The organism is Plantactinospora sp. WMMC1484 (assembly GCF_049315195.1).
GTDB lineage: Bacteria > Actinomycetota > Actinomycetes > Mycobacteriales > Micromonosporaceae > Plantactinospora.
This window is the reverse complement of the sequence record NZ_CP186055.1, coordinates 4109290-4123607: the sequence shown is the minus strand read 5'-3', so window position 1 is coordinate 4123607 and position 14318 is coordinate 4109290. Positions and strand designations below refer to the sequence as shown.

The 14318-nt window shown below is 72.3% G+C and carries 10 protein-coding genes and 2 pseudogenes; 11 read left to right on the top strand and 1 reads right to left on the bottom strand.

Going from position 1 to position 14318, the window contains the following annotated elements:
- Nucleotides 1–139: 139 nt before the first annotated feature.
- The 10 genes and pseudogenes from ACN28C_RS18135 (at nucleotide 140) to ACN28C_RS18090 (ending at nucleotide 12229) form a co-directional block, all read left to right on the top strand.
- Complete coding sequence (locus ACN28C_RS18135) at nucleotides 140–1297, top strand: amino acid ABC transporter substrate-binding protein (RefSeq protein ID WP_422768720.1); 1158 nt, start codon at nucleotides 140–142, stop codon at nucleotides 1295–1297.
- An 8-nt stretch (nucleotides 1298–1305) separates the two neighbouring features.
- A complete protein-coding gene (locus ACN28C_RS18130; RefSeq protein ID WP_422768719.1) occupies nucleotides 1306–2193 on the top strand; it encodes a branched-chain amino acid ABC transporter permease in 888 nt (295 codons plus the stop codon).
- Nucleotides 2177–3355: a branched-chain amino acid ABC transporter permease gene (locus tag ACN28C_RS18125; RefSeq protein ID WP_422768718.1), complete on the top strand. Its 1179-nt coding sequence runs from the start codon at nucleotides 2177–2179 to the stop codon at nucleotides 3353–3355. The genes ACN28C_RS18130 and ACN28C_RS18125 overlap by 17 nt, the downstream gene beginning before the upstream one ends.
- Entirely contained in the window at nucleotides 3352–4104 is a 753-nt protein-coding gene (locus tag ACN28C_RS18120; RefSeq protein ID WP_422768717.1) for an ABC transporter ATP-binding protein, read from the top strand. The genes ACN28C_RS18125 and ACN28C_RS18120 overlap by 4 nt, the downstream gene beginning before the upstream one ends.
- Nucleotides 4094–4882 carry an ABC transporter ATP-binding protein gene (locus tag ACN28C_RS18115; RefSeq protein WP_422768716.1) on the top strand — a complete coding sequence of 263 codons (789 nt, stop codon included), beginning with the start codon at nucleotides 4094–4096 and terminating at the stop codon, nucleotides 4880–4882. The genes ACN28C_RS18120 and ACN28C_RS18115 overlap by 11 nt, the downstream gene beginning before the upstream one ends.
- 80 nt (nucleotides 4883–4962) lie before the next feature.
- Nucleotides 4963–7074 carry a PQQ-dependent sugar dehydrogenase gene (locus ACN28C_RS18110; protein ID WP_422768715.1) on the top strand — a complete coding sequence of 704 codons (2112 nt, stop codon included), beginning with the start codon at nucleotides 4963–4965 and terminating at the stop codon, nucleotides 7072–7074.
- A gap of 399 nt (nucleotides 7075–7473) precedes the next feature.
- A pseudogene (locus ACN28C_RS18105) lies at nucleotides 7474–8683 on the top strand (cytochrome ubiquinol oxidase subunit I).
- A gap of 12 nt (nucleotides 8684–8695) precedes the next feature.
- Nucleotides 8696–9688 (top strand): annotated as a pseudogene (gene cydB, locus ACN28C_RS18100) (cytochrome d ubiquinol oxidase subunit II); the annotation flags it as partial.
- Nucleotides 9689–9962: 274 nt separating this feature from the next.
- Nucleotides 9963–11240, top strand: a complete 1278-nt coding sequence (locus ACN28C_RS18095) for a universal stress protein (protein ID WP_422768714.1) — start codon at nucleotides 9963–9965, stop codon at nucleotides 11238–11240.
- Nucleotides 11240–12229, top strand: a complete 990-nt coding sequence (locus ACN28C_RS18090; RefSeq protein ID WP_422774728.1) for an Acg family FMN-binding oxidoreductase — start codon at nucleotides 11240–11242, stop codon at nucleotides 12227–12229. Before ACN28C_RS18095 ends, ACN28C_RS18090 begins: the two co-directional genes overlap by 1 nt.
- A gap of 201 nt (nucleotides 12230–12430) precedes the next feature.
- Here the strand turns inward: ACN28C_RS18090 and ACN28C_RS18085 are convergent, their stop codons facing one another.
- Nucleotides 12431–13966: a DUF2254 family protein gene (locus tag ACN28C_RS18085; protein WP_422768713.1), complete on the bottom strand. Its 1536-nt coding sequence runs from the start codon at nucleotides 13964–13966 to the stop codon at nucleotides 12431–12433.
- Between ACN28C_RS18085 and ACN28C_RS18080 the strand changes: the two genes are divergently transcribed.
- Nucleotides 13914–14294 (top strand): hypothetical protein, encoded by a 381-nt coding sequence (locus ACN28C_RS18080; protein WP_422768712.1) that lies wholly within the window; start codon nucleotides 13914–13916, stop codon nucleotides 14292–14294. The two genes, ACN28C_RS18085 and ACN28C_RS18080, sit on opposite strands and share 53 nt — an antisense overlap.
- Nucleotides 14295–14318: the final 24 nt, after the last annotated feature.

The window sequence follows — 14318 nt, the reverse complement described above, 5'->3', positions numbered from 1 at the left end:
TATGGTACGAAAGCGCTTACGTAAGCGCTTTCGTTACCTGTGCAGAGGAGCGTCAGGAATGACATCCCGAGCGACACACGGACGAGCGACACACGGACGACGGGCAACGGCGGTCGGCGCGGCGCTGACACTAATGCTGGTGGGCTGCGGCGACGGCGGCGGCGGATCCGGCTCTTCCGACGACCCGATCGTCGTCGGGATCTCCCTCCCGCTGACCGGCGATTTCTCCGAGCCCGGCAAGGGCGTGCAGCGCGGCTACGAGGCCTGGGCGAAGATAACCAACGACAAGGGCGGCCTGCTGGGCCGCCAGATCGAGCTGAAGATCCTCGACGACCAGTCCAACGCCGACCGGGTGGTGGCCGACTACGAGCAGTTGATCGGCAAGGACAACGTCGACATCGTGGTGGGTCCCTTCTCGACCCGCCTGGTCGTCCCGGCCGCCCGGGTCGCCGAGGAGTACGGCATGCTCTTCGTCGAGCCGGCCGGCGCGGCCAAGGAGGTCTTCGAGCAGGGCTTCAAGAACCTCTTCTACGCCGCACCGGCGGTCGCCGACGACCACTACAACCACCTCGCCGAACACCTGTTGGCGCTCCCGGCCGGCCAGCGCCCGACGACTGTCGCCTACGCCGCCATGGACGACCCGTTCGCCCAGGGCACCGCGTACGGGCTGAAGGCGAAGCTGGAGGCGGGCGGTGTGCGTACCGTCGTCGACGAGGTCTACCCGCCGAACACCACCGACTTCGGCAGCATCGCGGCGAAGATCGCGGCGTCCAGGGCCGACATGGTGGTGGGCGGCTCGCAGTACCAGGACGGCGTGAACCTGATCGTCGCCCTGCAACAGCTCGGATACCAGCCCAAGCTGGCGGCCTTCTCGACCGCGCCGACGAACCCCGAGTTCGCCGCCGCGATCGGCAACAAGACCGAGGGCATCCTCGCGCCGACCGGCTACACCCAGAAGGCGCCCTATCCGAGCAACGTCGAGTTCGTGCAGAAGTACACCGCGCAGTTCGGCACGCCGCCGGAGGAGGACGAGGCGAACGCGTACACCACCGGCCAGGTGGTGGCCGCCGCCGTCACCGCGGCCGGCTGCGCCGAGCAGGGCGAGTGCCAGCAGAAGCTGGTCGACTGGATACGCGGCAACGAGGTCGAGACCGTCGTCGGCCCACTCACCTGGGATGCCACCGGCAAGCCGCAGGGCGCGCACATGATCCAGCAGTGGGTCGGCGGCCAGATCCAGATCGTCCTGCCGGCGGAGGCGAAGGAGACCGACCTCGTCTACCCGAAGCCGGCCTGGTGAGGTAGCGGATGCCGTCCGGCGCCCTGCTCTTCCAGAGCGTCATCCTGGGCCTGCTGCTGGGTGGGCTCTACGCCCTTCTGGCGGCCGGCCTGACGCTCTACTTCGGCATCATGCGGGTCGTGATGATCGCCCACTCGGCGTTCCTCATCCTCGCCGCCTACCTGGCCTGGTGGACCCGGACCAGGCTCGGCGTGGACCCACTGCTGTCGATGGTCGGCACCGTCCCGCTCTTCTTCGGCCTCGGCGTGCTGCTCCAGCGGCTGCTGCTGGCCCGGCTGCGTCCAGCCACCCTCACGATGATGTCGGTGCTGCTCACCTTCGCCATCGCGGTACTGATCGAGGGGCTGCTCGGGTATCTCTTCACCGGCACGCAGCGGCGGATCCAGCTCGGCTACGGCTCCGCCAGCCTCGGCCTCTTCGGCGCCCGGATCGCGGTGGTCAAACTGATCGCGTTCGGGCTCGCCGCCGTCTCGCTGCTCGCCCTCTATCTGCTGCTCAAGCGGACGAGGTTCGGCTGGTCGCTGCGGGCGACGATCCAGCACCCCGACGCCGCCCGGCTGGTCGGGATCGACACCGAGCGGGTCGCCGGTTTCGGCTTCGGCCTCGGACTGGCCACCGCCGCCGTCGGCGGTACGGCGCTGGCCCTGGACACCACCATCTACCCGTCGTTGCACTGGCATTGGATCGGTCCGCTGATGGCGATCATCGTTGTCGGCGGGCTCGGCAGCGTGCCGGGGGCGGCCGCCGCCGCGATGCTGCTCGGGCTGGTGCAGAGCCTGCTGCAGATCCCGCTCGGCACGACCTGGGCGCAGACGATCTTCTACCTGGCGCTCTTCGCGACGCTGGCGTTCCGCCCGCAGGGATTCTTCGGAGGTCGGCTTGCCCAGCGCTTCTGACCTCCTGTCGCCGGGCACCCGCCGGCTGCCGCGCAGCCGCCGGCTCGGCCGGGTGCTGCCGGTGGTCGCCGTGCTGGTCCTGGCCGCCGCCGTGCTCTCCTTTCCCTCCTGGGCGCCGAACCCCTACATCCTGTCGGCCGGCGTGGTCGTGCTGAACTACGCGGTGCTCTCGACGTCGTGGAACTTCGTCGGCGGGTTCACCGGTTACATCTCGCTCGGCCACGGCGCCCTGGCCGGGCTCGGCGGCTACGCCACCGGGCTGCTCGTGGTCCGGGCCGGCCTGCCGAGCTTCGTCGCGCTCGCCGTGGCGGCCCTGCTGGTGGCGGCCTTCGCGGTGCCGGTCGGCTTCGCCGCGCTACGGGTACGCGGCGCCTCCTTCGTCATCGTCTCCATCGCGCTGGTGCTGATCCTGCTGCTGGTCTTCCAGAGCTGGGCGTCGTTCACCGGCGGGTCGCGCGGGCTCGTCGTGCCGCGGCCGTTCCCGGGACTGCTGCGGCCCGAGCACCACCGGGTCTTCTTCTATCTCTTCGCGGCCCTGCTCGCGGTCGCCCTGCTGGTCTGGTGGCTGGTCGACCGGTCCCGCTTCGGCCTCGGTCTGAAGGCGATCCGGGAGGACGAGGACAAGGCCGAGTCGCTGGGGACGCCGACCTTCGCGTACAAGCTGGTGGTCTTCGTCGTCTCGGCCGGCTTCACCGGGCTGGCCGGCGGCCTCTACGCGCTCTGGTTCGGCGACCTCGACCCGGTCTTCCAGTTCTCCATCCTCACCGGCTCCTACCTGGTGCTGATGGCGCTGCTCGGCGGGGTACGCCAGCTCTTCGGCCCGCTGGTCGGCGCGCTCGTCGTCGGGATCGGACTGGAGTACTTCAAGGTGGAGTTCGGCAACACGCCGCTGCACCTGGTCGCCACCGGACTGCTGCTGGCCCTGGTGGTGATGTTCATGCCCGACGGGGTGCTGCCGGCGATCGCTGCGCTCGCCGACCGCCTGCTGCGGCCGGCGCAGGGTTCGATCCGCGAGGTCAGCGCCGCCGAGCTGCGCGAGCGCGACCCGGCCCGACCGGCCGGCGACCCGGCGACGGAGCCACCCGCCGGAGCAGACGGAACGGGCGGAACGGCCGGAACGGCCGTCGGGGCCTCGGACGGGCGGACGGAGGAGCGACCGTGACCGGGGAGGTGAGCCGGACGCCCGGCCTGGCGACGGTCGGGTTGACCAAGGCGTTCGGCGGGGTGACCGCGCTCGACGCGGCCACCGTGACATTCCGGCAGGGCGAGGTCAACGCGCTGATCGGGCCGAACGGGTCGGGCAAGACCACCTTCTTCAACTGCGTCACCGGGATGATCCGGCCGGACAGCGGGCGGACGTCGTACCGGGGCGGGGAGATCACCGGCCGCGCGCCGCACCTGATCGCGCGGGCCGGCATCGGGCGGACCTTCCAGCTCTGCCGGGTCTTCCACCGGATGTCGGCGCTGGACAACGTGCTCGTGGCGGCCCGGACCGGCGGTCTCTGGAACGGGCTGCGGGGCGCCCGTCGCCGCGCCGAGGTGGACCGGGCCCGGGGCTGGCTGACCCGGCTCGGCATCGAGCACCTCGCCGACGTCGAGGCCCGGCACATGTCCTGGGGGCAGCAGAAGCTGCTGGAACTCGCCGGGGTGCTGATGAGCGGCCCGGAAACCGTCCTCCTCGACGAGCCGGCGGGCGGGGTCAACCCGGCGCTGCTGGACCGGATCGGCAGCCTGGTGCGGGAGCTCAACGCCGAGGGAAGGACCTTCGTGATCGTCGAGCACAACATGGACCTGGTGATGAGCATCAGCGACCACGTCGTGGTCTTCGACCGGGGACGACCGATCGCCGAGGGGCCACCGTCGGTGATCCGCTCCGACGAACGCGTGCTGGGGGCGTACCTTGGGGTCTGAGATCGCACTCGTCGACGTCCAGGCCGGCTACGGACGGGCCGCCCCGGTGCTGCGCGGCCTGGACGTCTCGGTCGAGGCCGGCACGATCGTCTGTCTCGTCGGCCCCAACGGCGCCGGCAAGTCGACAGTGCTCAAGGTGGCGAGCGGGCTGTTGAAGCCCCGGTCCGGCCGGATCCTCGTCGGCGGGGTCGACGTCACCGGCCGGGGGCCGCAGCAACTGCTCGCCGCCGGGGTGGCGCACGTGCTCCAGGGGCACAGCGTCTTTCCGGAGATGACGGTGGCCGAGAACGTCCTGCTCGGCGGCTACACGCTGCGGGACTCCTCGCTGCGGGCCGAGCGGGCCGACTTCGTCCGGGACCTCTTCCCGGTCGTTGCGCAGCGGTGGAGCACGCTCGCCGGGCTCCTCTCCGGCGGGCAGCAGAAACAGGTGGAGTTCGCCCGCTCGCTGATGGTCCAGCCCCGGGTCGTCCTCCTCGACGAGCCGTCGATGGGCCTCGACCCGAAGGCAACCAGCACGGTCTTCGAGCAGGTGGTGCGGATGCGGGACGCCGGCACCGCCGTGCTGCTGGTGGAGCAGAACGCCCGGCGGGCGCTGGAGACCGCCGACCTCGGCTGCGTACTCGACCTCGGCCGGGTGCACATCACCGGGCCGGCGGCGGAGCTGCTGGCCGACCCGCAGCTCGGCGACCTCTACCTCGGCAACCGGCCCGGCACCGCACCGGCCCACGGCAGCACAGGCAGCACAGGCAGCACAGGCAGCACAGGCAGCAGCAGATAGTCGGGCGGTCACCGGACCGACCCGACCGCACCACCGGCACCACCCTGCCTCAGCCCTCCAGAGAGGATGGAGTGACCCGCGTGCGTATTCCCACCCCGACGATCCGGGCTTCCGGGACGACCGCCTCGCTCACGGCCGCCGCCCTGATCCTGTCCGCCGCGCTGGCCGCCTCGCCGGCCCAGGCCGACCCGGTGTACGACCCGATCCCCGAGCCGCCGATCCAGTCCGGGCTCGGTCTCGTACTCGAGGAGTACGCGGCCTTTCCCAGGTCGGAGCCGGTTCCGGCGCCGACCGACGTACGCCTGATGCGGCACGCCCGGATCAACGCGCTCGTCGAGCTGCCGGACGGATCCGGCCGGCAGGCGGTGCCGGACCTCAACGGCCGGCTCTACCTCATCGACCCCGGCGGCTCCGGCGACGCCGTCGGTCCGCGCGTCTACCTCGACGTCGGCGCGGCGTTCGCCCCGGAGTTCTTCTCCGGGCAGGGGCTCGGCCAGGGCTTCGGGTTCGTCGCCTTCGATCCCGGCTTCGGGCGCAACGGACGCTTCTACACCGTGCACACCGAGCAGGCGTCCCGGGTCACCGAGACACCGGACTTCGCCCAGCCGGGCACCCAGTTCCACGGCATCGTCACCGAGTGGACCGCCGACGACCCGGCGGCCGACACCTTCGCCGGCACCCGGCGGGAGGTGCTGCGGATCGGGTTCGCGGGCCGGGTGCACGGCATCCAGCAGATCGACTTCAACCCCACCGCCCGGCGGGGCTCCCCCGACCACGGCCTGCTCTACGTCGCGGTCGGCGACGGTGGGACCGGTGCACGCGGCACCGATCCGCAGAACATGGCGATGCCGCACGGCAAGATCCTCCGGATCGACCCGCGCGGCACGAACGCCGGCAACGGTCGGTACGGCGTACCGCCGGGGAACCCGTTCGTCGGCGACCCGGGCGCGCTCGGCGAGATCTACGCGGTCGGGATGCGCGACCCGCACCGGTTCAGTTGGGACCGGGCAACCGGCCGGATGTACCTCGGGCACATCGGCGAGCACGCGATCGAGGCGATCTACGACGTCCGGGCCGGCGACAACCTCGGCTGGAGCGAGCGGGAGGGTGCCTTCGTCTTCGACCGGACGGCGACCGACCCCTGCGACCGGATCCTCCCGCTCCCCGCCGACGACGACCGGTACGGCTACACCTACCCGGTTGCCGCCTACGACCACGACCCGCCGCCCGGCTGGAACTGCACCGACGACGTCGGCGTCGCGGTCGCCGGTGGCTTCGTCTACCGTGGCCGGGACGTGCCCGCGCTGCGCGGCAAATACGTCTTCGGCGACATCGTCGACGGGCGGGTCTTCTACACCGAGGCGAGCCGGATGCGGCGCGGTGGCGAGCTGGCACCGCTGCACCAGTTGATGCTCTTCGACTCCACGGGCCGGCGGGTGCGGATGCAGGACCTCTCCGGCCCCGGGGCACCCGGTGACCCGAACCGGGTCGACCTGCGCTTCGGCACCGACGCCGAGGGCGAGCTGTACCTGCTGGCAAAGGCGAACGGAAAGATCTGGCGGGTCACCGGCACCCGGACCTTCGCCGCCGGTGACGTCGGGAACACCCGGGTCCGCGACACGATGCGGCCGACCAACTGGCGGCCGGTGACGCCGGAGAAGTGGCGGTTCCCCCGGGGCCGGGTCGTGCTGGCCGAGGCCGGGGAGCAGCGCCCCGGCCCACGCCGGCCGTTCGAGTACGCCGTGCTGACCGCCGGCCCCGAGTTCGGCGCGGTGCAGGTGACCGCCGAGGTGCGGCTGGACACCCCGGTCGAGGTCACCAACCGGGACGTGATCATCGTCTTCGGCTACCGCTCGGACACGGAGTTCTACTACGCCCACCTGTCGACGGACAACACGATCTATCCGCACAACGGCATCTTCAAGGTCGACAACGCCGACCGGGAACGCCTCGACCACCAGTGGAACGGGGTGCGGGGCGCGCCACCGGCAATCACCGACGCCCGCTGGCACCGGGTCCGGCTGGTCCACCTGCCGGCCACCGGCGAGATCGCGGTCTATCTCGACGGGTCGCGGGAGCCGCTGATGACCGCCGTCGACACCACGTTCGACTCCGGTCGGATCGGCTTCGGCTCGTTCGACAACGTCGGCCGCCTCCGCGACCTGGCGGTACGCGGCACACCTGTGGCGTAGGACGCGACGAGTGGCCGGTGCCTAGTGGCTGCGGTGGTGCCGCGACACCGCGTACGGGTCGCCGACGGCGAGCGTGCGCCGCCGGGCGCCGGCCGCGGAGCGCTCCGTCCGGGTCGCGGGTGCGAGCAGCAGTTCCGCCGTGGTGAAGGCATCGGGGACCTTCGGCCATCCCGTGCCGGCTACCGAAGCGCCGCGCTTCCTCGTCGCTGGCGAATTCGGCCTCTGCGAGGACCAGCCCCGTAGCGGACCGGCGAAGACGTCAACGCCCGGGCCGGTATGTGCTTCCGGTCCCGCCGGAACGGGTCTTGCGGCCCTGCCGGGCCGGGCACCCCGAGCTGAATCCTCTTCCCAGGGCGGCGCTGTCGCGCGGCCGGCACAACTGGGGAAAGGGACGGCAGCGTGGATGCACTGGATCTGGCCCGGTGGCAGTTCGGGGTCACCACCGTCTACCACTTCCTGTTCGTACCGATCACGATCGGGCTGTCGTTCCTGGTCGCGACGATGCAGACGGTGTGGGTACGGACCGGCGACGAGCGGTGGCTCCGACTGACCCGGTTCTACGGGAAGCTGCTCTTGATCAACTTCGCCATGGGGGTGGATCCTGTCGGCGTACTTCATCCTCGCGGCCAACTCCTGGATGCAGAACCCGGTCGGCTACCGCTTCAACCCGGAGACCGGCCGGGCCGAGCTGACCGACTTCCTCGCCGTACTGACGAACAAGGTCACCCTGGTCACCTTCCCGCACACCCTCGCCGGCTGCTTCCTCACCGCTGGCGCACTCGTCCTGGCGGTGGCCCTCTGGCACCTGATCCGCCGGCCCGGCAACGACCAGGTCGGCGCCTTCCGGCCGGCGGCGAAGCTGGGTGCCTGGGTCACCCTGGTCGGCACCGCGGCGACCCTGATCACCGGCGACATCCAGGGCAAGATCATGACCCAGGTGCAGCCGATGAAGATGGCCGCCGCCGAAGGGCTCTACGACTCCGAGCGGTCCGCCGCGTTCTCGGTCCTCACCATCGGCAGCCTCGACGGCAGCCGCGAGGTCTACGCCCTGAAGATCCCCGGCCTGCTCTCCTGGCTCGCCAGTGGCGACCCCGGCGCCGAGGTGCAGGGGATCAACGACCTCCAGACCCAGTACGCGGCCCAGTACGGCGCCGGCTCGTACACCCCGATCATCCCGGTCACCTACTGGAGCTTCCGCCTGATGATCGGCTTCGGCATCCTCGCCGCGCTCACCGCGCTCTGGGCGCTCTGGACGATGCGTCGCGGCCGGACGCCCACCTCCCGGTGGCTGCTCCGCACCGGACCGGTCCTGCCACTGCTCCCCCTCGCCGCCAACGCGTTCGGCTGGATCTTCACCGAGATGGGACGCCAGCCCTGGATCGTCTTCGGCGAGATGCTCACCCGCGACGGCGTCTCCCGCACCGTCTCCACCGGTGAGGTGGTCACCTCGCTGGCCGGCTTCACCCTGCTCTACGGGGTGCTCGCCGTCATCGAGGTCGGCCTGCTGCTCCGTTTCATCAGGGCCGGCCTGCCCGACGCCGCGCCACCGTCACCGCCCGACACCGGCTCGGATGCCGACGAGGACCGTCCGCTCGCGTTCGCCTACTGAGGAGTCTGCACAGTGGAACTCGCCACGATCTGGTTCATCCTCGTCGCCGTCCTCTTCACCGGCTACTTCGTGCTGGAGGGCTTCGACTTCGGCGTCGGGATCCTGCTGCCGGTCCTCGGCCGGGACGAGCGCGAGCGCCGTGTGCTGCTCAACACCATCGGCCCGGTCTGGGACGGCAACGAGGTGTGGGTGCTCACCGCCGGTGGTGCCATGTTCGCCGCCTTCCCCGAGTGGTACGCCACGCTCTTCTCCGGCTTCTATCTCCCGCTGCTGCTCATCCTGGCCGCACTCATCCTGCGCGGTGTCGCGTTCGAATACCGTGGCAAGCGGGCCGAGCCGCGCTGGCGGGCGCGCTGGGACGCGGCGATATTCGCCGGCTCGCTGCTGCCGGCCGTGCTCTGGGGCGTCGCCTTCGCCAACATCGTCCGGGGGGTACGCCTGGACGCCGACCACGAGTACGTGGGCACCCTCTTCCACCTGCTCAACCCGTACGCCCTGCTCGGCGGACTGGTCACCCTGAGCCTCTTCGTCACGCACGGCGCGGTGTTCCTGGCCCTGAAGACCAGCGGTGACGTGCGGGTCCGGGCCAACGCGCTGGCCGCCCGCACCGGACTGGGCGCGGCGGTCCTCGCGGTGGTCTTCCTGGCCTGGACGCTGCTGGGCGTCCGGGGCGGCGGCGCCGCCACCGTGCTCGCGGTGCTCGCCGCCGCCGCGCTGGTCGGAGGGCTGCTGGCCAACCGGTCCGGGCGGGAGGGCCGGGCCTTCCTCGGGACGGCCGCCGCGATCGCGCTCGCCGTCGCCACGCTCTTCTCCGCCCTCTATCCGAACGTGCTCCCGTCCACGCTGGGCGGCACAAGCAGTCTCACGGTCGACAACGCCTCCTCCACCCCGTACACGTTGAAGATCATGACCTGGGTGGCGGTGGTCTTCACGCCGATCGTCCTGCTCTACCAGGGCTGGACCTACTGGGTCTTCCGCCGCCGCATCGGCGTCGGCAACATCCCGGACGAGCCCGTGGCCGGGCCGACCGGGCCCACCGACCCCACCGAGCCCACCGACCCCGCCCGGCTCACCGCGTCGATCGGGCCGGAGGACCCCGGCGTTCCGGGACCGACGGGCCTGCCCGGAGGCGGCGAGCGACCCAAGGCTCGACGCACGACCGTAGGTGACGCGGGTGGGAGGGATCGGGGATGAGCAGCCGAGCGAGCCGCAAGGAACAGATCCGGCTGGCGCGCGAGCTGCGCGCGCGGCAGCAGCGCCGCCGCCGCCGGACACGCTGGTGACCGCGGGCGCGGTCGGCGTCCTGCTCGCCGCCGGGCTGATCGGGTACGCGGTCTACGTCGCACAGCGCGTCGGGGACGACTTCCCGGTGCCCGCCTCGGCCACCTCCGACCGGGCCGGACTGCGGGTCGGCGACGGGCCGGTCACCGTCGAGATCTACCTCGACTTCCTCTGCCCGGCGTGCCGGGCCTTCGAGGCGCTCACCGGTGCACCGGATGCCCTGGTGCCCACCCGGTGGGGGACCTCCGGCCCTTCAGCCGACACCCGTATCCGGCGCATCGTGGAGGTGGACCGGACCGGTGGCCGTAGTGACGACGACCACCCGGCACAACCTCGATCGCGAGTAGGAGGAAGAGCCGTGCGACCCACCATCCTGGTCGGCCTCGGTGGCAGCGGTGGCTGGCAGGCCCTCGCCTGGGCGACCGACGAGGCGGCTCTCACCGGTGCCCGCCTGACCCTGCTGCACGCATGCCCGCCGAACTCGCCGCTGGCATCCCGTGCCGCCACGCCCGCGCTTGCCGTCATCGAACTGTTCGACCCGCCACTGGCCCGGGCGGTGGCCACCACCCGGGCGAGGCTCGGCGGCGACCGGGTTGACCTGCGGCTCGTCCCGGGCCGGCCGGGGACGCTGCTCGCTGCGGCTGCCACCCGGGCCGGGCTGGTCGTGGTGGGTCCGCCCGCGCGGCACCGTCCGGGCGGCTACGGCAGCACCACCCACCACGTCGTCACGCACGCGCCCGGACCGGTTGTCGTGGTGCGGCCCGTCAGCGCCGGGGTGGCCGCCCCGCCGCTCGGACACGTCGTCGTCGGCGTGGACGGCGACAGCGACCCGGACACCGCGCTGGAGTACGGCTTCGAACGGGCCGCCAGCCACCGCGCCATCCTTGCCGCCGTGCACGTGACCGCCCGGCAGCGCGAGGACCACTGGTTCGACGAGACCACCCTCGGCACGCAGTTCTCGGTCGAGCCGGCCGGCCTGGAGCTGCTGGCCCGGGCGGTGGAGCCCTGGACGCACAAGTACCCGCAGGTGCCGGTGAAGTTCGCGGTCTGCGCCGGACGTCCGTTGCCGGGCCTGCTGCGGGCGGCGCACGGTGCCCGGCTGCTCGTGGTCGGAGACCACGGCCGCGGCCGACTCGGCCCGGCCGGCAGGGCACTGCTCGGCAGTGTCGCCCACGGCGCCCTCGACCGGGCCACCGGACCCGTCGCGGTCGTCCGGCCGGCACGAGCGCACGCCCTGCGCCCCCGCCCGCCGGTGCGGACGGGAGGAGTGAGGTGATCACCACGGCGTATACCGCCGCGGTGCTGGAGAAGGCGGTGGCGGCCGCCATCCGCGCCCCCTCGATGCACAACAGCCAGCCGTGGCGGTTCCGGCTCTGCGGCGGCGACATCGAGGTACGCGTCGACCGCCACCGCCCGCTGCCGGTCGCCGGCCACGGCCATCTCGGCGACTGGGCCGCGCAGATCGCCTGCGGCGCCGCCCTCTTCAACCTGCGGCTGGCTCTCGCCGCCGAAGGCGTACCCGCGCGGGTCCGGCTCTGTCCTGACCGGCACGACCCCGACGTGGTGGCCCGGCTGGAACCGGGCGGCGCCGGCCCGGCGGACGACGTCGGGTCCGGTCTGCTCGCCGCCGTGCCGCGCCGGCACAGCAGCCGGGCGCCGTTCTCCCCGGAACCGGTGCCCGGCGAGCTCCGCCAGCGGTTGGTCCAGGCGGTCCACGCCGAGGGCGCCTGGCTGGAACTCGTGGTCGGCACGGCCGCCGTGGAGGCGGTGGGAGAACTGGCGCGCAGCGCCAACCGCGTCCTCGAACGCGACCCCGGTTACCGGGACGAGATCGCCCGGTGGACCCGGTCCGGGCCGGCGCCGGACGGCGTGCCGGCCCGGACCGGTGGACCGGTCGCCGAGCCGCAGGACCTGTTGCCGCAGCGCCCCTCCGGGGGCCGGCTCGGGGCGCCGGGGCGGAGCGTCGAGTCGGAGCCTCTCGTCGCCGTGCTCGGCTCGGCCGCGGACACCGGGACCGACCGGACCGCCGCCGGGCAGGCCCTGCAGCGGCTGCTGCTCACCGCGACGGACGCCGGGCTCGCCGCGTCGATGCTGTCCCAGCCGATCGAGGTGCCCGCCGCACGGGAGCGGCTGCGCACCGCCCTCGGCCGCTTCGGGGTCCCGCAGATGGTCGTCCGGATCGGGTACGGCCAGCCGGGCCGACCCACCCCGCGACGGGAACCCGCGGCGGTCATCGACGCCCCGACCTCCCCGGCCGGGGTCTGAGCTGCCCCGGCGGTCGCCGCCGGGCGCCCTCATGAGGAGACCCGCCCGTCCTTCGGGGAATCCTTCGGGGAAGGTTCAGCTGTCCCCCGGGTGGCGGCCGTTGTCCTCCGAGGACCGCCCGCCGTCCTGGGTAGGACTTCCACGAGCGCGGCTCGCCGCCTGGGCGAAGGCGGCTGGCGCGGTCGACGCGGTCGGCCGCGCTCATCCCTCGCCGTGCTGCCGGCCGACGCCGCGGACGACGCCGTCGATTCCGAGTCGCTCCAGGCGGGACTCGAGCATGGGGCGGTGTTGCGGTGCCGCGATGGCGGCCAGATCGCGTAGGACGGCGGCGAGCAGCCGCGTGATGCGAGGGTGCTCCCGGCCCGTCTGCAACACCTCGTCGACGGCGACGGACACGAAATCCTCGAAGCCCTGACGCGGCGCGTAGACCCGGGACACACCGTGCCGGACCGCCACGAAGAACGGCGGTACCGGTTGCTCGGCCAGTCGGCGCAGCAGATCGTGTGATTCACGCACGGCGTTGACCGCGGTGGTGACGTCGTTGCTCGAGGGCGACAGCGCGCGCGTGGCGATGTCGGCCAGCTGCCGGAAGCCGAATCCGATGTCCCGGCCGGAGGTGCGTTCCGCACCGATCGCGAACGTGCGTCGCACTGCCGACGCCCTCACCTCGCGCGGCGGCTTCCCGGGAAGCCGGTGCACGGTGAGCAGGCCCGCGCCGGCCGGGAGGAAGTCACCCGGAAGTGGCAGCACGGTGAACGCGCAGTGGTGACGCTCCGCCATCACGGCCAGTGCGGCGAGGTCAACGTCCATCACCACGCCGGGCGCGCGGGTGCAGATCGTCCTGATCGGCGCTCCGAGGTGCTCCGGCGTGCCCGGGTCCGCCTCCGGCCAGTGGTGGTGGCGGGCGATGGAGTGCCTGGTCTGCCGCCCGATGGCCCCGATCAGGTGCGACACCCGCATGATCGTCGTGATGTGGTGCAGGTAGTAGATGAAGACGGCGGTGCTGAGCAGGAGCAGCAGGATCGAGACGGCCAGGGACAGCTCGGGTAGGCGCTGGTCGGGGCGGTCCGGGAGGGTGACCAGGACCACCGTGGCGAAGAGGAAGGTGGCGATGAAGGTACCGAGCGAGGTCTGGATGCCCCGGTCCTCCAGAAAGGCGCGCAGCACCCGCGGGGAGTACTGGCTACTGGCCAGTTGCAGCGCCACCACGGTGATCGAGAAGACCAGTGCCGTGAACGAGATCATCGCGCTGATGATGGACGACAGCAGTGACCGTGCGCCGGCGGGAGCGCTCGGTAGGAAGTCTTTGACCGGGATTCCGACCCGCTGTTCCAGGAACGACAGTCCGACGCCGAGGCAGACCGAGCAGACCGCGAACAGGCCCGGCAGCAGCCAGAAGGGGGCTCCGGCCGCTCTCCTGCCCCGCCCGGGAATCGGTATCACCGGGGGCCGATTCCCGGGTACCTGCCCGGCAAACGCGACTCCGCACGGGGCAGCTGACCGATCGCGGGCCGTCGTCGACGTTTGCCGGCGGCGGCAGGGGGTAGGCGCGGGCGGCGGCGTACGGGACGAGCCACCGGAGCGGTCGGCCGGCTCGACGCGCCCGGTCCCACCCGGGCCGCGTACGGTCCGGAGCCTCGGGCTCTCCGGAGCCGCCCGAAGGTCGGACCAACGGAGGTAACACGTGTCGGCAGCACGGACGGGGGTGCTGGCCCGAGCCGTCTGGGGCGGGAGCATGCTCCTGGCGCCACGGCTGACGCTACGGATCCTGCGCGGCGGCGTCGATGACCGGGCCGTGACGATCCTGCGTCTCCTCGGCACACGTCACCTGCTCCAGGCGACCGTGACCGCGTGGTGTCCGACCCGGCCGGTGTACGTGGCGGGCGCGGCGGCGGACGCCCTGCACGCGCTGAGCGCGGTGGCGCTGGCCGTGACGGATCGGCGGCAGCGCACGCCCGCGCTCGCCGAAACCGCCCTGGCCGCCGCGTGGATCGTCGTGGCGGTGCGAGCCTGGTCGGGTCGCGGGCGCCCGATGAGTGCGCCGGACCGTCCCGGACCCTTCTGACGGCTGTGGCCGGAGGTTAGGCTT